Here is a 23485-nt window from a genome sequence, read left to right on the forward strand (position 1 = left end):
GCGTTCCCGCGACTGCCTGCGCGGGGTGAGCGTGCCTTCTGCGGGCGTACAAAACAAGCCGCGCCCCCCAGGCTAGAACCAGGGGGGCGCGGCTTACATTCCGGGCCTGCTGAGACGCGCGGGATCAGCTCTCGGGACGGTCCTCCGGGGCCACCTCGATGGGCTGCTCCGTGCCCGGGGCCGCCGCGGGGGTGGCGCCGTTCGTCAGGGACAGCTCCCGGGGGGAGAGCACCGGCGGACGGGTCGAGGGCGTACGCCTGGAGGAGCCGGTCCACGCCGGGCGTGCCGGGCGCTTGACGATGCCCGCGAAGACCTCGGCGATCTGCTCCTTGTTCAGGGTCTCCTTCTCGAGGAGCTGCAGGACCAGGTTGTCCAGGACGTCCCGGTTCTCGACGAGGATCTCCCACGCTTCGTTGTGCGCGGTCTCGATGAGCTTCTTGACCTCTTCGTCGACCAGCGCCGCGACCTCTTCCGAGTAGTCGCGCGGGTGACCCATCTCGCGGCCGAGGAACGGCTCGGTGTTGTCACCGCCGAACTTGATCGCGCCGAGCCGCTCGGTCATGCCGTACTGCGTGACCATGGCACGGGCGGTCGCGGTGGCCTTCTCGATGTCGTTCGCCGCGCCCGTCGTCGGGTCGTGGAAGACGAGCTCCTCGGCGGCGCGCCCGCCCAGCATGTACGCGAGCTGGTCGAGCATCTCGTTGCGCGTGGTGGAGTACTTGTCCTCCTCGGGCAGGACCATCGTGTACCCGAGGGCCCGGCCGCGCGAGAGGATCGTGATCTTGTGGACCGGGTCCGAGTTCGGAGACGCCGCCGCGACCAGGGCGTGTCCGCCCTCGTGGTACGCGGTGATCTTCTTCTCCTTGTCGGACATGATCCGGGTCCGCTTCTGCGGGCCCGCCACGACGCGGTCGATCGCCTCGTCCAGCGCGTGGTTGTCGATCAGCTTCTTGTCGCCGCGCGCCGTGAGGAGGGCCGCTTCGTTCAGCACGTTCGACAGGTCGGCGCCGGTGAAACCGGGCGTACGACGCGCCACCGCGCCCAGGTCGACGTCCGGGGCGACCGGCTTGCCCTTCTGGTGGACCTTGAGGATCTCCAGACGGCCCTGCATGTCCGGGCGGTCGACGGCGATCTGCCGGTCGAAGCGGCCGGGGCGAAGGAGCGCCGGGTCGAGGATGTCGGGGCGGTTCGTGGCGGCGATCAGGATGACGCCGCCCTTCACGTCGAAGCCGTCCATCTCGACGAGCAGCTGGTTCAGCGTCTGCTCGCGCTCGTCGTGGCCGCCGCCCATGCCGGCGCCGCGGTGGCGTCCGACGGCGTCGATCTCGTCGACGAAGACGATCGCCGGGGCGTTCGCCTTGGCCTGCTCGAAGAGGTCACGGACACGGGAGGCACCGACACCGACGAACATCTCGACGAAGTCGGAACCGGAGATCGAGTAGAACGGGACCCCGGCCTCACCGGCGACGGCGCGCGCGAGCAGCGTCTTACCGGTACCGGGCGGGCCGTAGAGGAGCACGCCCTTGGGGATCTTGGCGCCGACGGCCTGGAACTTCGCCGGCTCCTGCAGGAACTCCTTGATCTCGTGGAGCTCCTCGACGGCCTCGTCGGACCCCGCCACGTCGGAGAAGGTCGTCTTCGGGGTGTCCTTGGTGATGAGCTTCGCCTTGGACTTCCCGAAGTTCATGACCCGGGAGCCGCCGCCCTGCATCTGGTTCATCAGGAACAGGAAGACGACGACGATGAGGACGAAGGGGAGCAGGGAGAGCAGGATGCCGACGAAGGGGTTCTGCTTCGACGGCGAGACGGTATAACCGTCCGGGATGTCCTTGGTCTGGTACTTGGACTGCAGATTCTTGGCGAGGTCGACGCCCTGGTCGCCGATGTAGCTCGCCTGGATCTTGCTGCTGCCCTCGACCTTCTTGCCGTCCTTGAGCTCGGCCTTGATGATCTGGTCATCGCCGGTGGTGATCTTGGCCGACTCGACCTTGTTGTCGTTGATCGCCTGGACGACCTGGCCGGTGTCCACCGTCTTGTAGCCGCCGGACGAGCCGACGACCTGCATCAACACGACCACGGCAAGGACGGCCAGCACGATCCACATGACTGGCCCACGGAAGTATCGCTTCACGTCCATCCATACGGAGCGATGACGCCCCGTCCCTCCTGCCATAGTGAGTTTGATAAAGACTGTTCTTCGGACGGTACCCCAGCATTGTGACCCGAAGTCGCCTGGGACTGCTGGCAAACCCGCCTTCGCCTACTTCAACGTCGGGAAACGGGTGAGGGTTCCCCGACGCCGTACGCGGCGCTACGGGACGTCAGCCGCCGTAGACGTGCGGGGCGAGCGTTCCGACGAACGGGAGGTTGCGGTACTTCTCGGCGAAGTCGAGGCCGTAGCCCACGACGAACTCGTTCGGGATGTCGAAGCCGATCCACTTCACGTCGATCGCGACCTTCGCCGCCTCGGGCTTGCGCAGCAGCGTGCACACCTCGAGGGAGGCGGGCTCGCGCGAGCCGAGGTTGGACAGCAGCCAGGACAGCGTCAGGCCGGAGTCGATGATGTCCTCGACGATCAGGACGTGCTTGCCCTTGATGTCCGTGTCCAGGTCCTTGAGGATCCGCACGACGCCGGACGACTGGGTGCCCGCGCCGTACGACGAGACGGCCATCCAGTCCATCGTGACGGGGGTGGACAGCGCGCGCGCCAGGTCCGCCATGACCATCACCGCGCCCTTGAGGACGCCGACGATCAGCAGGTCCTTGCCCGCGTACTCCGCGTCGACCTTCGCGGCCAGCTCGGCCAGCTTCGCGTCGATCTCTTCCTTGGTGATGAGCACCGACTTGAGGTCGGTGCCCATGTCTTTCGCGTCCACCCGCATCACTTTCGGTCGTCCCACCGGCCGACAGGGCCCGCAACGAACACGGGGCACTCGTCAGCCTTGCCGGATCACCAGTCTGCCACCCTGGCGCTGAGCCATGACTTTGCCCGGGAGATTGATGGCTCCCTGGCCGCGCCAGCCGGTGATCAGACGGTCCACCTCTTCGATGTGCCGGGCGAACAGCGAGCCGGCGGGAGCGCCCGCCTCGATGGCGGCCCGGCGCACGACGCGGCGGCGCACGGCGGGCGGCAGCGCGTAGAGCTTGGCGCACTCCAGGAGGCCCGCGGGGTCGCGCACGGTCGCCTCGGCCTGGGCCGCCCACGCGTCGAGGGCGTCGGCGTCGTCCCGGGACAGCTGGGCCGTGCGGGCGAGCGCCTCGACGACGCCCTTGCCGAGGGCCTTCTCAAGCGCGGGCAGCCCCTCGTGGCGCAGCCGGGAACGGGTGTACGCCGGGTCGGCGTTGTGCGGGTCGTCCCAGACGGGCAGCGACTGGACCATGCAGGCCTTGCGGGCCGTCTGCCGGTCGATCCCGAGGAAGGGGCGGCGGTAACGGCCGGCGACCCCCGAGGTCTCGGCCATTCCGGACAGGGAGCGGATCCCGGAGCCGCGGGCGAGGCCGAGCAGCACGGTCTCGGCCTGGTCGTCGCGGGTGTGGCCGAGCAGCACGGCGGCCGCCGCATGGTGTTCGGCGGCGGCGTCAAGGGCTGCGTACCGGGCGTCGCGGGCGGCGGCCTCGGGGCCTCCGTCCCGGCCGACGTGCACCGTGCGGGACTCCACCGGGGCCAGGCCGAGCGCGGTGAGGCGCACCACGACCTCGGCGGCGCGCAGGTCGGAGCCGGGCTGCAGGCCGTGGTCGACGGTGATGCCGCCGGCGCGGATACCCAGCTTGGGGGCTTCGAAGGCGAGCGCGGAGGCGAGCGCCATGGAGTCGGCGCCGCCTGAGCAGGCGACGAGCACGAGCGGTGTGGGGGCCGGCTCGTGCGGGGGGCGTGGGGTATCGGTTTCGGAGCTGCGCTGTACGTCGGTCAGTACGTCGTGGAGTACGCGGCGGACCGCCAGGCGTATCGCCGCGACCGCAGGATGGGGACCCATGTCCGGTTCCCTTCGTGAAGTTCGGGGGTGAGCCTCGGATCAGTCACCTGAGGACCACCCGGGGCACCCGGACCCCTCGGGGGTCCTTCTTCCCTCAAGTCCGGTCACTCAGAGTGTGTCGATGGTGACAGAGCCGAGCCGTTCCTCGAGCATTGCACGCCTACCCATCGCCCACGGTCCCTCGGACGGGTGATTACGGGGGCGTTCTCCTGCCGTCGGCCGCATCCGGCTTCTCAGTCTCCCTTACGGTGCACCCTCGCGACCCAGTCCGCCGGTTTGGCGATCTCGGCCTTGGTGGGAAGTGTGTTCGGCGAGGTCCATACGCGGTTGAAGCCGTCCATACCGACCTCGTCGACGACCGCGCGCACGAAGCGCTCGCCGTCCCTGTACTGCCGCAGCTTCGCGTCGAGGCCGAGGAGTTTGCGCAGGGCCTGGTCGAGGCGGCTCGCGCCGCGCGCCCGCCGCTCCTTGAACTTCTCGCGGATCTCGCCGACGGAGGGCACCACGTCCGGTCCCACGCCGTCCATCACGAAGTCCGCGTGGCCCTCCAGGAGGGACATCACGGCGGTCAGGCGGGCCAGGATCTCGCGCTGGGCGGGGGTCTGCACCAGCTCGACGAGGGAGCGGCCCCCTTCGGTGGACTCCTCGCCCTCCGTCTCGCCCCGGCCGCCCGCGAGCGACTGGGCGGCCTCCCTCATCCGCTCGAGGAACGTCATCGGGTCGACCTCGGTCTCGCCGAGGAACGACTGGATCTCGCCTTCGAGGTGGTCCCGCAGCCAGGGCACGGCGGTGAACTGGGTGCGGTGCGTCTCCTCGTGGAGGCAGACCCAGAGCCGGAAGTCGTGCGGGTCCACGTCCAGCTCCCGCTCGACGTGCACGATGTTCGGCGCGACGAGGAGCAGTCTGCCGCCGCCGCTCGCGCTCGCGGGCAGGTCGCGGGTGGCCGGGGCGAAGGTCTCGTACTGGCCGAGGACGCGCGAGGCGAGGAAGGACAGGAGCATGCCCAGCTCCACGCCGGTCACCTTGCCGCCGACCGCGCCGAGGACGGCGCCGCCCGGGCCGCTGCCGCGCTTGTCCTGCATCTTGTCGAGGAGGGGCTTGAGGAGCTCCCGGAAACCGGCGACGTTCGCCTTGATCCAGCCGGCCCTGTCCACCACGAGGACCGGGGTGTCGTGAGTGTCCTGTGAGCCCATCCTCGTGAAGGCACGGACGTGCTCCTCCGAGGCCTTGGCGTGCCGTCGGAGCTCGGCGACGACGGCGCGTGCCTCGTCCCGGCTCACTTCTGGGCCCGGCCGCACGAGCCGGGTCGCGGTCGCCACCGCGAGATTCCAGTCGACCATCTCCGCACCACCGATGCTCGTCATGCGTCAACGGTACGTGTTCGCTCCCTCTGGTGGAGGGGCTTGCACCCCTGACGTTGCCCGGGAGCGTGGCCCCTAGGGGACCGGAGTTCGGGTGGGATGGGATGGGATGGGGAGGGGAGGGGAGGGGAGGGGAGGGGAGGGGAGGGGTGGGGCGGAGTGGCTGGTGGGGTGTGGGGGTCGCTTCTTCGGCTGTCCGCCGTGTGTGGCTGGGCGCGCAGTTCCTCGCGCCCCTGGGGGGCTCGCCTCTGTTCCTCGGCTGTCCGCCGTGTGTGGCTGGGCGCGCAGTTCCTCGCGCCCCTGGGGGGGGCTCGCCTCTGTTCCTCGGCTGTCCGCCGTGCGTGGCTGGGCGCGCAGTTCCCCGCGCCCCTGGCCGCGCCCCGGGGCGGGACCCGCTGGTGTGGCCGGGCTCCGGGTCCCCAGGGGCGCGGGGAACTGCGCGAGCGGCCACATGCGGGGGGGGGCGGGCGAACAACAAACAGCAGGTGCGTCGCGCAGGCGCAGGGTGCCATCCGGCGGGCGGGGCCGGAGGGTCCTCAGGGGCGCGGGGAACTGCGCGAGCAACCACACACCGCGGTCAGCCGCGCGACAAACAGCAAGTGGGCGCGCAGGCGCAGGGCCACCGTGCGGGACGCGCAGACGAAGTCAGCGGTCCGCGCGGCAGCCGCAGTTGGCGACGGTGGACGCCATGTGGTCCAGCGTGGACTGCGCCGCCTGGGGATCGGTCGTGCCCGTGGTCATGAAGGCGAAGACCAGGAGACGGCCGTCCGCGTCCACCACCGTGCCCGCGAGACTGTTCACCCCCGTGAGCGTGCCGGTCTTGGCGCGGACGACGCCCGTGCCCGGGGAGTCCTTGGGGTACCGGTCGACGAGCGTGCCGGTGAAGCCCGCCACCGGCAGGCCCGTCACCACGGAGCGCAGGCCGGGGCGGGACGGGTCGGCGGCGCGGTCCAGGAGGGTCGCCAGGAGTTCGGCGGAGACGCGGTCCGCGCGGTCCAGGCCGCTGCCGTCGGTGAACTTGGCCCCCGAGAGGGGGAGCCTCAGCTCGGACAGCCGGGCGCGGACCGCCCGGCCCGCCCCCTCGAAGCTCGCCGGCTCCTTCGCGGCGACGGCCGCCTGGCGGGCCAGCGCCTCGGCGATGTCGTTGTCGCTGTGCGTCAGCATCCGCTCGACCAGGGCCGACAGGGGAGGCGACTCGACCTTGGCGAGGGCGGTGGCGCGGGGCGGGGCCTTGGCGGGGCCGGGGTCCGACGTGACGGTGACACCGTGGTCCTTGAGGAAGCCCGCGAACTTCTTCGCCGCGTCACCCGCCGGGTCCTCCGCGCGCGGGGCGGGCCCGCTGGAGGAGTCGTCGAGCCGTCCCTCGTCGGCCATCAGGGCGCTGACGGGCGTGATGTTCTCGTTGGGGCCGATGGGGTGCAGCGCGGGTCCGGAGTACAGCGACGTGTCGTACGAGAGCTTCACCTTGTCGATACGGCGGCTCTTCAGGGAGCGCGCCGTGTCCTCGGCGAGGATCCGCAGGCTCGCCGCGGTGTCGGTGTAGCGGCCGTCCTTGCGGGCGGTCAGCGTGGGGTCGCCGCCGCCGACAAGGACCACGTCGGGCGCGCCGGAGGTGTCGGGTCCGAGCATCGTCTTCGTGGTGATGCGGTGGTCGGGACCGGCCGCGGAGAGCGCCGCTACCGCCGTGGCGATCTTGATCGTCGAGGCGGGGGTGAGGCCGTCGCCCGCGCCCTTGCCGTAAACCCGTTTCCCCGAGGCCGCGTCCAGCACGACGGCGGACCGCTCGGGTCCGAGCGCCGGGTCCTTCAGGAGCGGATCGAGTACGTCGGCGAGCGAGCTGTGTGTCGGCGCGGGCGCCGCCCCGGCGGGCGCGCCGAGACCGGCGAGCACGGAAGGGGCGCTCGGGGCGGCTTCGGGCGACCCTTCGGGCCCGCGACCCGCGTGATCTGCGCCACCCAGGGCCTCCTGGGAAGCGGCCCGGTCCCGCTCCGCCGTACGCTGACCGGAGGAGTCCCAAGGGCCGGAAGCGGCTACCGCCCCGACCGCGATGACCAGGCCGAACGCGGCGGAAACCGCCGTGAGCCGCCATGTCGTGAGCTTTCCGGAGAACCCGGCGAGCTGGGTGGCGAAGGGCTTTGGCAGCTGTCTCAAAAGCTGTCGAGGCCGTTGCCAAGGCTTGAGCTCCGGCACGACGACCAGCCCCTTTCGCGATCACACATCTGCGTGAGGGACACTTAATCACCCGAAGTATGTGCTGATCATGGAGGAGCCACCCGTGGAGTTCGACGTCACCATCGAGATTCCGAAGGGTTCGCGGAACAAGTACGAGGTGGACCACGAGACCGGCCGGATCCGTCTGGACCGTCGCCTCTTCACGTCGACCAGCTACCCCGCGGACTACGGCTTCGTCGAGAACACCCTCGGCGAGGACGGTGACCCGCTGGACGCACTCGTCATCCTGGACGAGCCGACCTTCCCGGGCTGCCTCATCAAGTGCCGCGCGATCGGCATGTTCCGGATGACCGACGAGGCGGGCGGCGACGACAAGCTGCTCTGCGTCCCGGCCTCCGACCCCCGTGTGGAGCACCTGCGGGACATCCACCACGTCTCCGAGTTCGACCGCCTGGAGATCCAGCACTTCTTCGAGGTCTACAAGGACCTGGAGCCCGGCAAGTCCGTCGAGGGCGCCGACTGGGTCGGCCGTACGGACGCCGAGGCCGAGATCGAGCGTTCCTACAAGCGCTTCAAGGACGAGGGCGGCCACTGAGCCACTCGCTCCTGACGGGCCGCGCGACCTGGGGGTCACGCGGCCCGTTCGTGTATCTGTGCCCATACTGGCCATACGGAGGGTGCGTACGAGTCTTATGAGAAGTGAGGGCATCAGTGGCCGAGCAGGAGGCCGAGGACCGCAAGCCTCAGTCGGACGAAGCCCGCAGTGCCTTCGTGCAACCCAGTGGTGTGGCGGCGCAGGCGCCGGCTGTTGAGGACGAGTCCCAGACCACGTCCGAGTTCGCTCTGCCGACCGGTCTCGCCACCCCGTCCACCACGACTCAGGAGACCGAGAAGTCGGCGTTCACCCCGCCGCACACCTACAGCGCGCGCAACGCCCCGCAGGCCTTCACGCCCGCGCAGGGCATCCCCCTGGTGAAGCTCACCAAGGAGGTGCCCTGGCAGGACCAGATGCGCACGATGCTGCGCATGCCGGTCACCGAGCGGCCCGCTCCGGAGGCCGCGCAGAAGCAGGAGGACGAGGCCGGCCCGGCCGTGCCGCGCGTGCTCGACCTGACGCTGCGTATCGGCGAGCTGCTGCTCGCGGGCGGCGAGGGCGCGGAGGACGTGGAGGCGGCGATGTTCGCCGTCTGCCGCTCCTACGGTCTGGACCGCTGCGAGCCGAACGTGACGTTCACGCTCCTGTCGATCTCGCACCAGCCCTCCCTCGTGGACGACCCCGTCACGGCATCGCGGACGGTGCGCCGCCGGGGCACCGACTACACCCGGCTCGCGGCCGTCTTCCACCTGGTGGACGACATCAGCGACCCGGACATCGAGGTCTCCCTGGAGGAGGCCTACCGCCGTCTCGCGGGCATCCGGCGCAACCGCCACCCCTACCCCGGCTGGGCGCTCACGGCCGCCAGCGGGCTGCTGGCGGGCTCCGCGTCGGTGCTTGTGGGCGGTGGCGCGCTCGTGTTCCTCGTGGCCGCTGTGGGCGCGATGCTCGGCGACCGGCTCGCGTGGCTGTGCGCGGGACGCGGGCTGCCGGAGTTCTACCAGTTCGTGGGCGCCGCGATGCCGCCGGCCGGGATGGGCGTGGCGCTCAGCTTCGTGCACACCGAGGCGTCGATGGCGTCGGCGGTCATCACCGGTGGACTCTTCGCGCTGATCCCCGGGCGGGCCCTGGTGGCGGGTGTGCAGGACGGTCTGACCGGCTACTACATCACCGCGGCCGCCCGCCTGCTCGAGGTCATGTACCTCATCGTGGGCATCGTCTGCGGTGTGCTGCTCGTGCTGTCGCTCGGCGTGATGTTCGACGCGACGAATCTGACTCCGGAGACGAAGTTCGGCGTGACGTCGTCGCGGCCGATCATCCAGATCCTGGCGTCGATGGCGCTGAGTCTCGCCTTCGCCATCCTGCTTCAGCAGGAACGTAACACCGTGCTGATCGTGACCCTCAACGGCGGCATCGCCTGGGTGATGTTCGGCGCCCTCGCGCAGACCCCGCTGGAGCTCTCGCCCGTCGCCGCGACGGCCGTGGCGGCCGGGCTCGTGGGGCTGTTCGGGCAGCTCTTCTCGCGCTACCGGTTCGCGTCGTCACTCCCCTATGTGACGGCCGCGATCGGCCCGCTGCTGCCCGGTAGCGCGACGTACTTCGGGCTGCTCGCCCTGGCGCAGAACGATCTGAACACCGGGATGAACTCGCTCACCAGGGCCGTCGCGACGGCCCTGGCCATCGCGATCGGCGTGAACCTGGGGAGCGAGGTCTCCCGGCTCATCCTGAAGGTGCCGGGGGCCGCCTCCGCGGCCAATCGCCGTGCGGCGAAGCGGACCAGGGGCTTCTGACCTGCGGGCCGGGCGCCTGCGGGCCAGGCGCCCGTGGCCTGTGCCCTGTGGTCTGTGGCCTGTGCCCTGTGGTCTAACGCTTCGCGTGACGGCCGCGCAGGGCCGGGCCGCCCTCGGCCGTCGCCGCCTTCTTGGACTTGCTGCGCGCCCGCAGGAACTCGATGGCGATCGGCACCACCGAGACAAGGACGATCAGGATCAGGATCGCCTCGATGTTCTTGTGGACGAACTCGATGTTGCCGAGCCAGGAGCCGAGCAGCGTGACGCCGGCGCCCCACAGGACACCGCCGATGATGTTGAAGGTGATGAACGAGCGGTACCGCATCCCGGAGACGCCGGCGATGATCGGCGTGAACGTCCGCACGATCGGCACGAAGCGGGCCAGGACCAGGGACTTCGGGCCGTACTTCTCGAAGAAGTCGTGGGCCTTGACCACATTCTCCTGCTTGAAGAGCTTGGAGTCCGGGCGGTTGAAGAGCGAGGGGCCGACCTTCTTGCCGAAGAGGTAGCCCGCCTGGTCGCCGAGGATCGCCGCGACGCAAATCAGCAGCACCGCGAGCCAGAGCGGGAAGTCGAGCTTGTGCGTGGTGATCAGCAGGCCCGTGGTGAACAGCAGCGAGTCGCCCGGCAGGAAGAAGCCGATGAGCAGCCCTGACTCCGCGAAGACGATCAGGAGCAGACCCCAGATGCCGAACTGGTTCAGCAGATGATCCGGATCCAGCCAGCTTGGTCCGAGCGCAAGCGTCGTCACGGTTCCGGGCTCCTGAGGGTGAGGGGGCGGTGCGGCGGCGGGTGCAGCCGCCCAAAGTTATCAACGTGGGGCGGCCCGGCCGCGTTCCACCGTCCTTCTCAGGATGCACTGGGCGACAACTGGGACAAACCCGCGTGGTGCGGGGACCGCCCGCCGCGGTAAGGACCACCCGCCATGGTCGGGTGCCCCTTACCGCGTACGTACCCTTACGGAGTGCCCGTGCGTGTCACTCGCCGCGCGCCGCGTTCGCCAGGATCGCATCCCTCAGGTAGACCGCGAGCCCGGGCCTGATGGCCTCGTAGAAGGCCGTGAAGCGCTCGTCCGACACGTACATCTCACCGAGGCAGGTGTGCATCTCCCGCGAGCACGTGTAGTGGTTCGCCGAGATGAAGAGGCGGTGCTCCTCCGCGACGTCCATGGCCTCGGTGGAGTCGGCGGGGACGCCCCGGGCCAGCAGGTCGCCCACGCGCGCGTGCACCGCGTTGAACTCGTCGTTGATGCGCTTCCAGTCCTCCTTGGTGTACGAGGCGGACTTGCGCTGCGACTCCCGGTAGGCCTCCGTGTCGCCCCAGCGCTCCTCCACCTCCTGCGCGTACTGGTCGGGGTCGTGGTCCCCGAAGACCTCGAACTTCTCCTCGGGCGTGAGGTTGATGCCCATCTTCTTCGCCTCCATGGCGGTCTCGACGGCGGCGGCCATGTCCTGGAGCCGGTGGATGCGCGCGGTCAGCAGCTGGTGCTGGCGGCGCAGGTGCTCCCGGGGGTTCACGTCCGGGTCGTCCAGGAGGGACGCCACCTCGTCGAGGGGGAAGCCGAGCTCCCGGTAGAACAGGATCTGCTGCAGCCGGTCAAGGTCCGCGTCGTCGTAGCGCCGGTGACCCGCGTGGCTGCGCCCGCCGGGCACGAGCAGGCCGATCTCGTCGTAGTGGTGCAGCGTGCGCACCGTCACTCCGGCGAAACCGGCGACCTGTCCCACGGAGTAGCCCATGGCTTCCGCCCTTCTTCTTTCGGTACGCCGATCAGCCTGCGTCCTCACGCCACGTGAGGTGCAAGTCCGCGCCGTCGGCCCACCCGGCCACCGGTCACCCGCTACCGGCCCAGCGCCGCGAACCTGCGGACCGCCAACGGCAGGAATATCCCCACGAGCACCACCGGCCACAACACCGCCAGGAGCCCCGCGTGTTCTGCCGCCCAGGAGGTCTCCGCCACCCCCGGGTCGTTGCCGAAGAGGTCACGGACCGCAGTGGCCGTCGCGGACAGCGGGTTCCACTCGACCACGGTCCCCAGCCAGCCCGGCATGTTCTCCGGCACCGTGAAGGCGTTGGAGAGGAAGCCGACCGGCCATACCAGAATCTGCACGGCCGTCACCAGCTCCGGCTTTCCCGCGATCATCGCCAGGTGGATGCCGAGCCACAGCATCGCGAAGCGCAGCATCAGGAGCAGCCCGACGCCCGCGAGCACCGCCCAGAACGATCCGTGCCAGCGCCAGCCGATCGCGAGCCCGACGCCCATGAGCACCATCAGCGAGACGAACGACTGGAGCATGTCGGCGACCGAACGTCCCACGAGCACCGCGCCGTTGGCCATCGGCATGGAGCGGAACCGGTCGATCACGCCCTTGTTCAGGTCCTGGGTGACCGCGAGCATCGTCGCGTCGAGCCCGAAGACCATCGTCAGCGCGAACATGCCGGGCACCAGGAACTCGGCGTACTCCCCCGCGATGCCCTTTCCGCCGCCGATCAGATAGGTGAACATCAGCAGCAGCATCACCGGGAAGACCAGGCCCACCAGGACCTGCACGGGCTGCCGCGCCCAGTGGGCGAGTTCGCGCCGCGTCATGGTCCAGGAGTCGGCGAGGGCCCACCCCGCCGACGTACCCCTCGCCACGGCCGATGTACCGCGCGCCATATACGTACTGCTCACACAGCCCCCTTCATACGTTCCCCGTCTTCCGTACGCCCCTCGCGTCGCGCAGACCCCGTGGGCCCCGTAAGGCTCAGGAACACCTCGTCCAGCGTGGGCCTGCGCAGCGCCACGTCCTCGGCGTCGATGCCCGCGTCCAGCAGCGCCCGTACGACGCCCGTGAGGGCCTCCATGCGGTCCGTGACGGGCGCGGACACCATGCGGCGGTCCGCGTCCACCGTGGCGCCGTGCGGCAGCAGCTCGGCCGTGCGCGGCAGGTGCGCCGCGTCCCGCACCACCACGTCGATCCGGTCGCCGCCCAGCTTCCCCTTGAGGTCGTCCGCCGTGCCCTCCGCGACGACCCGGCCCCCGTCGATCACCGACATCCGGTCGGCCAGCTGATCCGCCTCCTCCAGGTACTGCGTCGTCAGGAGCACGGTGGTGCCGCCGCCGACCAGCGAGCGCACCGAGTCCCACACCTCCGCGCGGCCACGCGGGTCCAGGCCCGTGGTGGGCTCGTCCAGGAAGAGCACCTCGGGGTCCGTGACCAGGGAGGCCGCGAGGTCCAGGCGGCGCCGCATGCCGCCGCTGTACTGCTTGACGGCCTTGCGGCCGGTGTCCGCGAGGCCGAACCGCTCCAGGAGCTCATCGGCCCGCACGCGCGCGTGGCGGGCGCCCAGGTGATGCAGCCGTCCGAACATGTCCAGGTTCTGCCGGCCGCTCAGCTCCTCGTCCACCGCGGCGTGCTGCCCGAGCAGGCCGATGCGCCTGCGCACCTCGTCGGGCCTGCGCCGCACGTCACACCCCGCGACCTCCACGCGCCCCTCGTCCGCCCGGAGCAGGGTGGCGAGCACCCGCACCGCCGTGGTCTTGCCCGCGCCGTTCGGCCCGAGCACGCCGTGGACCGTGCCGCGCCCCGCCACCAGGTCGAGGCCGTCGAGTGCGACCTTCTCCCCGAACCGCTTCCGTACCCCTTCGACGACGATCGCGTCCGCCATCCGACTCCCTTCACGCCCACACACCACCTAGTCAAACTTGACTAGGTGAAGAAAGGTATCCCCGCCCAGGCGATTCGTCAAACTTGATTAGTCGCGATCCCCCGGATGCGGCTCGCCCTTCCCGTAAGGGTTCTCCTCGCCATCGGCGAGCACGCCGACGAACGGCTCGCCCTCGCCGGCGAAGGTGTAGGCGCCGCCCTCGATCCGCTCGATCAGGCCCCGCGCCCACTCCATGCCACCGTCGGCCGTGTGCACCCAGTAGTTCATGATCTCGCCGATGTGGCCGAGCTGGCCGGGCCCTTCCTCGGGCGTGTAGTACTCGGTGACGGTCTTGCGCCACTCCTCCATGGCACGCACCCGTTCGCGGAGCAGCGCGACCGCCTCATCCCGCGGCAGGTCCACGATGACGCCCAGGGCCGCCGTGAGCACGTCCGGCCGCTGGTCGTACGTGGAGAGGGCATCGCGGAGCAGCCTGAAGTACTCCTCGGTGCCCTTCTCCGTGACCTCGTACTCGGTGCGCGGCGGGCCGCCCACGGTGGACGGCGCGATCTCGTGCGCGTACAGGAAGCCCTGCTTCGCCAGCTGCTTCAGCGCGTGGTAGATCGAGCCCGGCTTGGCGTTGGACCACTCATGGGCGCCCCAGTACTCCAGGTCGTTGCGGACCTGGTAGCCGTGGGCGCGGCCGTGCTGGCGCACGGCCCCGAGAACCAGCAGCCGGATCGCTGACATGCACCGCGCCTTCCCTGAACACCTCAGTCATCAACTTTGACTAGGGTACGGGGTGCGGGATACGAGGTAAGGGGCACGGGGCTGGACCCAGCGGGGTCAGGAGCCGTCCCGCTCCAGGGCGACCAGCTCGAAGGCCGTCCTGCCGTCCAGGGACTCGCGGACGATGTCGGCGTGGCCCGCGTGCCGGGCGATCTCCTCGACGAGGTGCAGCATCATCCAGCGCATCGACACCACGCCGTCCTTCGGGAACCACGGCGCCTCGGGCAGCGGGAAGGTGTCGTCGAGGCTCGGCACCCCGCGGATGAACTCCTCGGTCTGGCGGGCGACCTCGTCCCAGAAACCCAGGGCCTCCGCGACCGTCTCGCCCTCCACGAGGCGGAAGCTCTCGCCCCAGGTCTCCTGCGTGCGGGCGCGGTCGTTCGGCTTCTGCTGGGCCATGCGCAGCCAGTTCAGCTCGGTCTCTGCGACGTGCTTCACGAGTCCGCCGAGGGACAGCTCGCTCGCGCTGGGGCGGGCGTTCGCCTGCTCGGCGGTCAGGCCGATGACCGAGCGGCGCAGGCCGCCGCGCTGGGCCTCCACGAAGGCGAGCAGGGCGCCGCGCTCGTCGCCGTGAGCTTCCGCGCTGACGTGGGTGACCATGGTGTCCGCCTCTCTCCGGCCCGCTTGCACGGGCTGTTCCGCCGGGGCTTTTCCGACACCGCAGACGCTACGGAGCCTTGCGGTCAGGTTCTGTCCGCAAGGCTCCGGGTGACTCCGTACGTGAGGGCCTGTCTTCGAGTGCTCAGACGAGTGCTCAGATGAGTGCTCAGAACGGGAAGCGCGACCTGCCGTGCTGCACCGAGATCCACTTCTGAGTGGTGAAGGCGTCCACCGTCGCCTCGCCGTTCAGCCGTCCGACGCCGGAGTTCTTCTCGCCGCCGAACGGCACGATCGCCTCGTCGTGCACGGTGCCGTCGTTCACGTGAACCATGCCGGTCCTGATCCGCCGGGCGACGCGTACGCCGCGCTCGGTGTCGGCGGTGTGCACCGCGCCGCTCAGGCCGTACGGGGTGTCGTTGGCGATGCGTACCGCCTCGTCCTCGCCGTCGAAGGGCATGAGCAGGGCGACCGGGCCGAAGATCTCCTGGTGCCGGACCGGCGAGTCGTCCGGCAGGTCCGTGAGGATGGAGGGGGCGACCAGATTGCCGTCCGTGCGCCCGTGCAGAAGGGCCTTCGCGCCCGCCGCGACGGCCTGGTCGACGACGGCCGAAACGGCGTCCGCCTGCGAGGAGTTGATGAGCGGACCGATGTGCGTCGCGGGGTCCGCCGGGTCGCCGACCTTCAGGCTCGCGACCTTCTCGACGAACTTCCCGGTGAACTCCGCCTCAACGGAGCGGTCCACGAGGATGCGGTTGGCGGCCATGCAGACCTGGCCCTGGTGCACGAAGCGGCTGAAGACCGCCGCGTCCACGGCGTAGTCGATGTCGGCGTCGTCCAGGACGATCAGCGCGCTGTTGCCGCCCATCTCCAGGACCGAGCGCTTGAAGTGCGAGGCACAGACGGTGGCCACGTGGCGGCCGACGCGGTCCGAGCCGGTGAAGGAGATGACGCTCGGCACGGGGTGCTCGATGAGGGCGTCGCCTATCTCGGCTATGTCCGTGATCACGACGTTGAGCAGGCCGGCGGGCAGGCCCGCGTCCTCGAAGATCTTCGCGAGCAGGCTGCCGCCGATCACCGGGGCGTTCTGGTGCGGCTTGAGCACCACCGCGTTGCCGAGGGCGAGAGCGGGGGCGACGGTCTTGAGCGACAGGAACAGCGGGAAGTTGAAGGGGCTGATGACGCCCACGACGCCGACCGGCTCGCGGTAGAGGCGGTTCTCCTTGCCGTCCTCGGGCGAGGGCAGGACCCGGCCCTCGGGGCGCAGCGCGAAGTGCACCGACTCGCGCAGGAACTCCTTGGTGAGGTGGATCTCGAAGGCCGCCTTGAGCCGGGTGCCGCCCAGCTCGGCGATGATCGCCTCGGTGATCTCTTCCTCGCGGTCCTCGACGATCCGCAGCGCGCGCTCGAACACGGCCCGCCGCGTGTACGGATTGGTCGCGGCCCATTCCCGCTGCGCGCGCTCCGCCGCGCGGTAGGCCTGGTCGACCTCGTCGGCGGTGGCCACCGTGATGGACGCCAGCTTCTCCCCGTTGTACGGATTGAAGTCGATGATGTCCCAGGACCCCGACCCGGCCTTCCACTCCCCGTCGATGTACTGATGAGCCAGGTCGGTGAAGAAGGACATGAGAGGGACACCCCTTGCCGCGGCAGCAGACGGACGCAAACGGAAGCAGACACCTGATCTGGCGTCATAGTACTTACGTTTCAGGTGAGTTGGAGTAGACCACGCAAGAGATCCCGGCTGCCGACCGGATCGGGGCTGTCCTTCTGCAGTTGCGCCACCACCCGTTCGTACTGGGCGACTTCCTCCGCCTTGTCGAGGTAGAGGGCGCCGGTGAGCTGCTCCACGTACACGACGTCGGAGAGGTCGGACTCGGGGAAGCTCAGCATGGTGAAGGCGCCGCTCTCGCCCGCGTGCCCGCCGAAGCTGAAGGGCATCACCTGGAGCGTGACGTTCGGGCGCTCGGAGATCTCGATGAGGTGCTGTATCTGACCGCGCATCACCTCCCGGTCGCCGTAGGGGCGTCGGAGCGCCGCCTCGTCGAGGACGCAGTGGAAGCGGGGGGCGTGCTCGGAGGCGAGAAGCTTCTGCCGCTCCAGGCGCAGCGCCACGCGCCGGTCGATCTCGCCCCGGCTCGCGCCCTTCATGCCGCGTGCGACGACCGCGTGCGCGTACGCCTCGGTCTGCAACAGGCCGTTGACGAACTGGACTTCGTAGACGCGGATGAGCGAGGCGGCGCCCTCCAGGCCGATGTACGTCTGGAACCAGCCGGGCAGGACGTCCGAGTAACTGTGCCACCAGCCCGTGAGGTTGGCCTCCTTGGCGAGCGAAAGGAGCGCGCCGCGCTCGGCCTCGTCCGTGACGCCGTAGAGCGTCAGAAGGTCCTCTACGTCCCTGGACTTGAAGCTCACCCGTCCCAACTCCATGCGGCTGATCTTCGACTCGGAGGCGCGGATCGAGTATCCGGCTGCTTCTCGGGTGATGCCGCGCGACTCCCTGAGCCGCCTCAGCTGTGAGCCCAGCAGGATGCGCCGTACCACTGAGCCGCTCGACTCCCCTGCGGTCACTTCGCTCAATCCTCCCCATCGACTGGAAGCCAGCAGTCTGCCATTAAACGCTTCGGGCCGTACACGTCCGGTTACAGAAACGGAAAGCCTACGAAAGGCCTCCACAAGAATTCGGAGGAAGAAATGGGCAAGAACCAGCACGGTATCGACCAAGTCCGGCGCGTGCACGTGCATCTGCCCTTGCATCTGCTGTACGCATTCGGAACCATGGTCCGCGCGCCACCGCTGTACCGACCGCACCATCGGCGACCGACCGCGCCATTGCTCCATCGCTATGACCGCGAAACCGGGGAGTGCCTCGCATGGGGACGAATGGATCGACCATGCTCGAGCCGTTGAGGCAGGGGCTACCTCCGATCGACCCATCGGCCGTCTCCGACGCGGCGTCCGTCGCACTCCCCGCCCGTTACGAAGCGGTGGGCAGCGCACGGCAGTTCACCCGCAAGACGCTCGGCACCTGGGACCTCGAGGAGCGGTTCGACGACATAGCGCTGGTCGTCTCCGAACTCGTCACCAACGCGCTGCGCCACGCGCTGCCCTCGGACACGCCGCGCGACCCTCAGGAGCCGCCGGTGCGGCTGCATCTGATGCGCTGGGCGTCCCGGCTGGTGTGCGCGGTACGCGATCCCAGCGACGACAGTCCGGTCACGCGCGACGCCGACGACGACGACTTCTCCGCGGAGTCGGGCCGCGGCCTGTTCCTCGTCGACTCCTTCAGCGACAGCTGGGGCTGGCACCCGCTCGCCGGCGCACTGCGCGGCAAGGTGGTCTGGGCGCTGTTCCGGCTGGGTTGAGGGTGCTCGGCCCGGCCTGACCGGGCTCGGCTAGCCGCCGACCAAGTGGTCGAACTCCCCGTCCTTCATGCCGAGCAGCATCGCCTCGATCTCCGCTCGCGTATAGACGAGCGCCGGGCCGTCCGGGAACCGCGAGTTGCGCACGGCGACATCGCCGCCCGGCAGTTTCGCGAACTCCACGCAGGAACCCTGCGAATTGCTGTGCCTGCTCTTCTGCCAGACCACACCGTGAAGCTCCGTGGCCGCCATGCCGTTAAACGCGTGGTGCACAGGTCGCTCCCCGGTCGTGCAGTGCCATGAGTGGCTCTAGATGCAGTGGTCAACTGTCCCGGATCATAGCTGTGTTCACATGCCGATGCATGGGCAAATGCACGTGCACGCGCGGTGTTCCCTTGGTTACAGGCATCTCAGTACTGCACCCGCACCCCTTCCGTCTGCCATGCAAACGCGGATGCCCACCTCTGAAGTTCCGCGTACGGACAGCGCGGGTCCGAGCACAAGTCCGCACAAGGCCGCGCAAGTCCTCGCGGTTCTCGCAGGTCCGCCTGGTAGCTTGGCGCGCGATTTGGCCGGGGACCGACCCGCCCCCGGCAACGCCGTCTTCACAAGGGGGACTTGAAGTGCGTAGGTACGTCCGTAGTGTCCGTATGGGTGCCGCCGTGGCCGGTCTGGCCGCCGCGCTCGTCCTGACCGGTTGCAGCAGTGACGGGGACGGGGGCGGGGATGGCGGTGACGGCGGCGGGAAGGACGGCGGTTCGGCCGCGTCCAGCCCCTCCGAGGGCTCCGGTTCCGAGAGCGGAGACTCGACCGGCGGGTCCGGCGAGACCGGCGGGTCCGATGGCTCCGGCAGCAAGGGCGGCAGCCTGGAAGGCACGTGGATCGCCACGGCCGACGGGAAGCCGCTCGCCCTCGCCTTCGCCGGCGGGACGGCGACGCTGCTCGGCGAGAACGTGCTGTGCAGCGGGTCGGTGGGCGGCGGAACGGGCGCGCGGGTGATCGAGCTGACATGCCCGAAGGGGGACACGGGCCGTACGAAGGGGCGGGTCGAGTCCGTCGACGGCAAGTCGATGAAGGTCGCCTGGGAGGGGGCGGGCACGGACGAGTTCCTGAAGACGAAGGGCGGCAAGCTGCCCGGGGGGCTTCCGACGGCGGGCATGCCGCAGTCCTGAGAGCCTGTCTTTGAACCCCCGTCGTCCGCGCGAAGCGCGGGCGCAGCGGTGTTCGGTGCGCCGAGCGTGCGTGCCGGGCGTCGGGGCGCAGGCGGGGGTTCAAAGACAGGCTCTGACCCCGCGCCGCTCAGCGGGGCGCCGGACCTTCCGGCCTCCGCGACCCTTCGGCGTCCGCGCCCGGGGCCGTCGGCCGCTTCGTGGCCGAGCCGTCCACCAGCATCGGCGGGGCCGCCGTGTCCAGGGCGTCGGACAGCTCGTCGAGGGTCTCAAGGAGAAGTCCCGCTCCCCTGCGGACGACGCGGTCGGGGACTCCCTCGCCGTCCCACTCCGCCAGCGCCGTGCGGACCGCGTCCCACCTGGGTACGCGGCGTTCGCGCACCGCCTTCGCGCCCTGCTCCGTCGCCTTGCGCAGCGCTTCGGCCAGGCGGGCGGCGGCGGGTACGGGGGTGTCACCGCGCTCCGGCAGGTGCGCCTCCATCAGCATCGCCACGCGGCCGAGCTGGGCGAGCGCCTCCTCCGCGTCGGCGGCGGTCGCGCGGGACAGGCCGCGGTGGCGCACCGGCTCGTTCTTGGCGCGGTTCCCCGCCTCCTGCCAGGCGATCCGGGCATCGCGGGCGGCGAGCAGGGCCTCCCGTACGTCGGGGCAGGCCTTGCCCGCCGGGTGGGCGTAGTGGTCGACGACCGCGGCGGCGTATCGGCCGTCGGCGATCAGCCAGTCGGCGAGGCGGGTGCGCAGGCGCGGGGTCTCCCAGGCGGGGTAGACCGCGTACGCGATCATCGCGAGGACGCCGCCGAGCAGGGTGAGGATCACCCGCTCGGGCACGGTCTGCGTCCACTGCTGGCCGCCCATCCCGAGCAGGAACACGACGTACGCGGCCACACAGGCCTGCGCGGCCACCTGGCCGGTGCGCATCAGCAGGTACATCATCCCGGCGCAGAGCACGGCGAGCGCGGCGGACAGGCCCGTACCGGGGTGGGCCAGCTGGACCAGGCCGGTGGCCAGCGCGACCCCGACGAGCGTGCCGCCGAAGCGGGCCACGGCCCGGGAGTACGTCTGCGAGAAGTCCGGCCGCATCACCATGACCGACGCCATGGGGGCCCAGTACCCGTGCCCGAACGGGATCCAGGTGCCGAGCAGATACCCCGCGGCGGCCACGGCGGTGACCCGGATCGCGTGCCGGGTCACCGGGGAGTCGTGCCGGAACTCGGCGCGGATGGTGCGCAGGGCGGCCGGGAGCAGGGCGAAGAGGGTGGGCCGGAGGAGGGGGACGGGCTGGGTGTCGGACTGCGTACGCGGTGCGGGCCGGGGTGCGGGCTCGGGCCCGGGTGTGGCTTCGGGCTCGGGCTCGGGGGTGGGCCGGGACGGTGCGGTGGAGGCTTCCGGTTCGCGTTCCGGTGAGCCGTCCGGTCCGCGCTCCGGTGAGCCGTCCGGTCCACGTTCCGGTGAGCCGTCCGGTCCACGTTCCGGGGATGTCGCCGCGTCATGCGCGGGGGCGTTCTGCGTATGCGTATTGCCCGCCGTTTCCAGTACGTCCCTCAGGAGCGCCCCGAGCCGCGTCGCCGCCCGGTACGCCGGACCCGTGAGGATCGCCCCCGTGTCGGGTGTGCGGAGCGCGGCCACGGCCGCCGGAGGGATCCTGACCTCGTCGCCGTGGCGGATCGCGCGGGCCGCGGCGTCCAGGACCGCGCCCGCCGCGCCGAGGAGTTCGCGTACCCGGTCCCTCTCCTCGCCCTCCGGCGGAACGCCGACGGCCGGGTCGGCCAGGGAGGCGAGGACCGGGCGGATGCGTTCGGCGAGGCCGCGCGCGCCGTGCAGTTCCGCGGGGCGGGAGCGCGCCTGACGGGGCGTGATCCTCGCCGCGTCGCGCGCCGCCATCAGGGGCTCGGGGTCGAAGGGGGCCACCGGATCGTGGCGGAGCCTTCGGGCGTAGTCCGCCTCGGCCGCCAACGCGTCGGCCAGCGCGTCCCGGTGGGCGCCCCATCGGCGTACCGGAAAGAGGATCACCAGCGCCGCCTGCACGCAGCCGCCGACGACCATCATCGCCGCGTGGCCCGCGGCCGCGGCGACCGAGCTCGGAATCGTGACCGTCACCAGCATGATCGCGACGTTGGACGACGCGATGATGCCGACCGTCGGGCCCACCGCCCAGCTCAGCCCCGCCAGGAACGTCCAGAGGCAGAGGAGCGCGAGGAAGAGGAGCAGGTGGGAGCCGGTGAGGTAGCCGAGGAAGGTCGAGACGGCGAGGCTGGTGCCGGAGGCCAGGGCGAGCTCGGGGCGGGGGCGCCAGCTGCGCTGGAACGTGGCGATGGCCGCCTGGAACGCGCCGAAGGCGGAGCTGGCGGCCACCGCGGGGCCGAAGAGCGTGAGGCTGACGCCGATGACGACGGCCAGACCGGCGGCGCCGCGCAGGGCGACCAGAGGTTCCAGACGTTTGCGCTCGACGGTCAGACCCGAGCGAGCTGTCTCTTTCAGCGCGCGGAGCCAGGTCACTCTGTGATGATACGGGGCATATCGGGCGGAGCAGGGGCGGGGGGAGGCCGACGGGGCCGTCACATCGCGCTCAGCGCCACTGTCGGGCGGAGCCGGGACGCACGCACGGCGGGGGCAGAGACCCGCCGCCACCCGATCCCGAGGGTCGCGGCGAACCCCGCTCGTCAGGGGTCAGGGGCGTACCGGACCAGGGACCCTCAGAAACTGGAACTGGAACTGGAACTGGAACTGGCACTGGAACTGGCACTGGAGCCGGACCGCGTTCCTCGTGGCGCCGAGGGCGAGCCGCCCAGGCCGTCGTCCGACGCACCTTCGGCCCGCCCACCCTCAAGGCAGCGCAGGCCCGCGGCCCCGGCCTCGTCCCCCGTGCCCCACCTCGGCCCGGTCCGCCGCTGCCGTGCCGTGCGCCCAGCCCTCGCCGTCCGTCACGCCCCTGACCCGGGTCGTGGTCGTCTCGGGGAACATCCGCTCGGTGTGGTCGTCGACGGCGACGTCGCGTGCGGCAAGGACGGGGAGCAGGGCGGTCGTGCCCGGCGCCTCCTGCTCCGCCTCCGCCACGGCGTGCTCGCCCGCCGCGGCCAGGCGTCCGCCGACGCGGTGCGCGTACGCCATCAGGAAGGACTGTCGGAAGGTCTTCGTCCGCTTGCGGCCCGCAGCGCGCTGCCCGGCCTCCGCCCTCGTCATCGCGGCCGTGCCCTGCACCAGGAGGGAGGTGTGGAGCAGTTCGACCGACTCCAGGTCGGACGCGTAACCGACGACGGTCGAGAAGCCGAACGCCTCGTTCCACACCGCGCGGCAGTGGTTCGCGGCGGCGACGGCGTCGAGGAGGATCGCCTTCGCCGTCTCGTAGGGGGCGTCCACGCCGATGCGGCAGGCCGCCGGGGTGTCCTTCGCGTGCGTGCGGGCGGCGAGCAGCGCCTCGTCGAGGGAGTGCCTGGCCATCAGCTCCTGGGCCTTGGCGGTGAGCGCCTCGGCCTCCTCGGGGTAGCCGGTCGCCTCCGCCTTGGCGAGGAGCGCGCGGATACGGGTGAGATGGCGCGGCTCGCCCTCGACCGGGCCGGGGACGGTCTCGCCCGGGAGCGGACCCGCCGGTTCGATCGGGGGAAGGCGCAGGAGGAGACGGTAGAGCTGGAGGTGGGTGGTGGCCCGGGCGAAGCGGTCCCGGCCCCGGTCCCGGGCGGCGTCCACGGCGGGGTCGACATCCGTCAGCTGGGCCGCCCAGCGGGGCGGCAGATGGGCGTAGCGGCCGGTCTCGGCGCGGATCAAGCCTGCGGCCAGGCGCACGTGCGGGTCGTCCAGATCACGTCGGACCAGGCGCATCACATCGGCGGGCTGCCACCCGTGCCGCCAGGCGCGGCCCAGGTACTCCTCGCCGCGGCGGCGCAGTTCGGCGTCCGCCTCGGGGGCCGCGGCGAGCAGGGACGCGCCGGTGTCCAGGCCGTCGTCGCCGTCGCTGTACAGCGCCGCCGCGAACGCCCTGTCGATCACCGAATCCATGGGACAAGGGTAGGGGGGTACGGGCGGTGGCCCCGGAGGGGTGGGGCAGGCCATACCC

General features: G+C 70.7%; 20 protein-coding genes. 4 read left to right on the forward strand and 16 right to left on the reverse strand.

The window, feature by feature from the left end; translation table 11 throughout:
- Positions 1-124 precede the first annotated feature (124 nt).
- The 5 genes from ftsH to dacB all read right to left on the reverse strand — a co-directional run bounded on the left by ftsH (position 125) and on the right by dacB (position 7486).
- The gene (gene ftsH / locus ACFVYR_RS25205) at positions 125-2137 is read right to left on the reverse strand and encodes an ATP-dependent zinc metalloprotease FtsH (protein WP_384259209.1); all 2013 of its coding nucleotides are present in this window, start codon (positions 2135-2137) and stop codon (positions 125-127) included.
- Positions 2138-2321: 184 nt separating this feature from the next.
- Positions 2322-2882 (reverse strand): hypoxanthine phosphoribosyltransferase, encoded by a 561-nt coding sequence (gene hpt / locus ACFVYR_RS25210; protein ID WP_055565725.1) that lies wholly within the window; start codon positions 2880-2882, stop codon positions 2322-2324.
- Between the two features lie 54 nt (positions 2883-2936).
- The gene (tilS, locus tag ACFVYR_RS25215) at positions 2937-3974 is read right to left on the reverse strand and encodes a tRNA lysidine(34) synthetase TilS (protein ID WP_384259211.1); all 1038 of its coding nucleotides are present in this window, start codon (positions 3972-3974) and stop codon (positions 2937-2939) included.
- A 233-nt stretch (positions 3975-4207) separates the two neighbouring features.
- The gene (locus tag ACFVYR_RS25220) at positions 4208-5338 is read right to left on the reverse strand and encodes a zinc-dependent metalloprotease (RefSeq protein ID WP_384259214.1); all 1131 of its coding nucleotides are present in this window, start codon (positions 5336-5338) and stop codon (positions 4208-4210) included.
- 642 nt (positions 5339-5980) lie between these two features.
- On the reverse strand, positions 5981-7486 hold the full coding sequence (gene dacB, locus ACFVYR_RS25225; protein WP_384258277.1) for a D-alanyl-D-alanine carboxypeptidase/D-alanyl-D-alanine-endopeptidase: 1506 nt from the start codon (positions 7484-7486) through the stop codon (positions 5981-5983).
- 124 nt (positions 7487-7610) lie between these two features.
- On the opposite strand from dacB, the gene ACFVYR_RS25230 reads away from it, so the two are divergent.
- Together ACFVYR_RS25230 and ACFVYR_RS25235 are read left to right on the forward strand one after the other, a co-directional pair.
- Entirely contained in the window at positions 7611-8102 is a 492-nt protein-coding gene (locus tag ACFVYR_RS25230) for an inorganic diphosphatase (RefSeq protein ID WP_055568469.1), read from the forward strand.
- Positions 8103-8218: 116 nt separating this feature from the next.
- Complete coding sequence (locus ACFVYR_RS25235) at positions 8219-9892, forward strand: threonine/serine exporter ThrE family protein (RefSeq protein ID WP_384258280.1); 1674 nt, start codon at positions 8219-8221, stop codon at positions 9890-9892.
- Positions 9893-9965: 73 nt separating this feature from the next.
- Here the strand turns inward: ACFVYR_RS25235 and ACFVYR_RS25240 are convergent, their stop codons facing one another.
- The 8 genes from ACFVYR_RS25240 to ACFVYR_RS25275 all read right to left on the reverse strand — a co-directional run bounded on the left by ACFVYR_RS25240 (position 9966) and on the right by ACFVYR_RS25275 (position 17476).
- Positions 9966-10643 (reverse strand): DedA family protein, encoded by a 678-nt coding sequence (locus ACFVYR_RS25240; RefSeq protein ID WP_384258282.1) that lies wholly within the window; start codon positions 10641-10643, stop codon positions 9966-9968.
- 226 nt (positions 10644-10869) lie between these two features.
- Positions 10870-11628, reverse strand: a complete 759-nt coding sequence (locus ACFVYR_RS25245) for a MerR family transcriptional regulator (RefSeq protein ID WP_384258284.1) — start codon at positions 11626-11628, stop codon at positions 10870-10872.
- Positions 11629-11729: 101 nt separating this feature from the next.
- A complete protein-coding gene (locus ACFVYR_RS25250; protein WP_384258409.1) occupies positions 11730-12548 on the reverse strand; it encodes an ABC transporter permease in 819 nt (272 codons plus the stop codon).
- 11 nt (positions 12549-12559) lie between these two features.
- The gene (locus ACFVYR_RS25255; protein ID WP_384258287.1) at positions 12560-13540 is read right to left on the reverse strand and encodes an ATP-binding cassette domain-containing protein; all 981 of its coding nucleotides are present in this window, start codon (positions 13538-13540) and stop codon (positions 12560-12562) included.
- Positions 13541-13627: 87 nt separating this feature from the next.
- The gene (locus ACFVYR_RS25260; RefSeq protein WP_384258289.1) at positions 13628-14269 is read right to left on the reverse strand and encodes a PadR family transcriptional regulator; all 642 of its coding nucleotides are present in this window, start codon (positions 14267-14269) and stop codon (positions 13628-13630) included.
- 96 nt (positions 14270-14365) lie between these two features.
- Positions 14366-14908 (reverse strand): DinB family protein, encoded by a 543-nt coding sequence (locus ACFVYR_RS25265; protein ID WP_384258292.1) that lies wholly within the window; start codon positions 14906-14908, stop codon positions 14366-14368.
- A 166-nt stretch (positions 14909-15074) separates the two neighbouring features.
- Positions 15075-16532 carry an aldehyde dehydrogenase family protein gene (locus ACFVYR_RS25270; RefSeq protein ID WP_384258294.1) on the reverse strand — a complete coding sequence of 486 codons (1458 nt, stop codon included), beginning with the start codon at positions 16530-16532 and terminating at the stop codon, positions 15075-15077.
- Between the two features lie 80 nt (positions 16533-16612).
- The gene (locus tag ACFVYR_RS25275; protein WP_384258296.1) at positions 16613-17476 is read right to left on the reverse strand and encodes a helix-turn-helix domain-containing protein; all 864 of its coding nucleotides are present in this window, start codon (positions 17474-17476) and stop codon (positions 16613-16615) included.
- 302 nt (positions 17477-17778) lie between these two features.
- Here ACFVYR_RS25275 and ACFVYR_RS25280 point away from each other — a divergent pair, with 302 nt between their 5' ends.
- The gene (locus tag ACFVYR_RS25280) at positions 17779-18270 is read left to right on the forward strand and encodes an ATP-binding protein (RefSeq protein ID WP_384258299.1); all 492 of its coding nucleotides are present in this window, start codon (positions 17779-17781) and stop codon (positions 18268-18270) included.
- A gap of 30 nt (positions 18271-18300) precedes the next feature.
- Here ACFVYR_RS25280 and ACFVYR_RS25285 read toward each other — a convergent pair whose 3' ends face one another.
- Positions 18301-18540: a DUF397 domain-containing protein gene (locus ACFVYR_RS25285; protein ID WP_198503329.1), complete on the reverse strand. Its 240-nt coding sequence runs from the start codon at positions 18538-18540 to the stop codon at positions 18301-18303.
- Between the two features lie 377 nt (positions 18541-18917).
- Here ACFVYR_RS25285 and ACFVYR_RS25290 point away from each other — a divergent pair, with 377 nt between their 5' ends.
- Complete coding sequence (locus ACFVYR_RS25290) at positions 18918-19439, forward strand: hypothetical protein (RefSeq protein ID WP_384258302.1); 522 nt, start codon at positions 18918-18920, stop codon at positions 19437-19439.
- Positions 19440-19566: 127 nt separating this feature from the next.
- On the opposite strand, the gene ACFVYR_RS25295 is transcribed toward ACFVYR_RS25290, so the two are convergent.
- Positions 19567-21930, reverse strand: coding sequence for an FUSC family protein (locus ACFVYR_RS25295; protein ID WP_384258304.1), 2364 nt, complete (start codon positions 21928-21930; stop codon positions 19567-19569).
- Positions 21931-22257: 327 nt separating this feature from the next.
- A complete protein-coding gene (locus tag ACFVYR_RS25300; RefSeq protein WP_384258307.1) occupies positions 22258-23427 on the reverse strand; it encodes a DUF2786 domain-containing protein in 1170 nt (389 codons plus the stop codon).
- Positions 23428-23485: the final 58 nt, after the last annotated feature.

Source organism: Streptomyces sp. NPDC058284, from assembly GCF_042881135.1.
Taxonomy (GTDB): Bacteria; Actinomycetota; Actinomycetes; order Streptomycetales; family Streptomycetaceae; genus Streptomyces.

Excerpts from the sequence above, each read along its gene's own strand:
- ftsH (WP_384259209.1), bottom strand. The coding sequence starts at position 2,137 with ATGGACGTGAAGCGATACTTCCGTGGGCCAGTCATGTGGATCGTGCTG.
- hpt (WP_055565725.1), bottom strand. The coding sequence starts at position 2,882 with ATGCGGGTGGACGCGAAAGACATGGGCACCGACCTCAAGTCGGTGCTC.
- tilS (WP_384259211.1), bottom strand. The coding sequence starts at position 3,974 with ATGGGTCCCCATCCTGCGGTCGCGGCGATACGCCTGGCGGTCCGCCGC.
- ACFVYR_RS25220 (WP_384259214.1), bottom strand. The coding sequence starts at position 5,338 with ATGACGAGCATCGGTGGTGCGGAGATGGTCGACTGGAATCTCGCGGTG.
- ACFVYR_RS25245 (WP_384258284.1), bottom strand. The coding sequence starts at position 11,628 with ATGGGCTACTCCGTGGGACAGGTCGCCGGTTTCGCCGGAGTGACGGTG.
- ACFVYR_RS25250 (WP_384258409.1), bottom strand. The coding sequence starts at position 12,548 with ATGGCGCGCGGTACATCGGCCGTGGCGAGGGGTACGTCGGCGGGGTGG.
- ACFVYR_RS25255 (WP_384258287.1), bottom strand. The coding sequence starts at position 13,540 with ATGGCGGACGCGATCGTCGTCGAAGGGGTACGGAAGCGGTTCGGGGAG.
- ACFVYR_RS25260 (WP_384258289.1), bottom strand. The coding sequence starts at position 14,269 with ATGTCAGCGATCCGGCTGCTGGTTCTCGGGGCCGTGCGCCAGCACGGC.
- ACFVYR_RS25265 (WP_384258292.1), bottom strand. The coding sequence starts at position 14,908 with ATGGTCACCCACGTCAGCGCGGAAGCTCACGGCGACGAGCGCGGCGCC.
- ACFVYR_RS25270 (WP_384258294.1), bottom strand. The coding sequence starts at position 16,532 with ATGTCCTTCTTCACCGACCTGGCTCATCAGTACATCGACGGGGAGTGG.
- ACFVYR_RS25280 (WP_384258299.1), top strand. The coding sequence starts at position 17,779 with ATGGGGACGAATGGATCGACCATGCTCGAGCCGTTGAGGCAGGGGCTA.
- ACFVYR_RS25290 (WP_384258302.1), top strand. The coding sequence starts at position 18,918 with ATGGGTGCCGCCGTGGCCGGTCTGGCCGCCGCGCTCGTCCTGACCGGT.
- ACFVYR_RS25300 (WP_384258307.1), bottom strand. The coding sequence starts at position 23,427 with ATGGATTCGGTGATCGACAGGGCGTTCGCGGCGGCGCTGTACAGCGAC.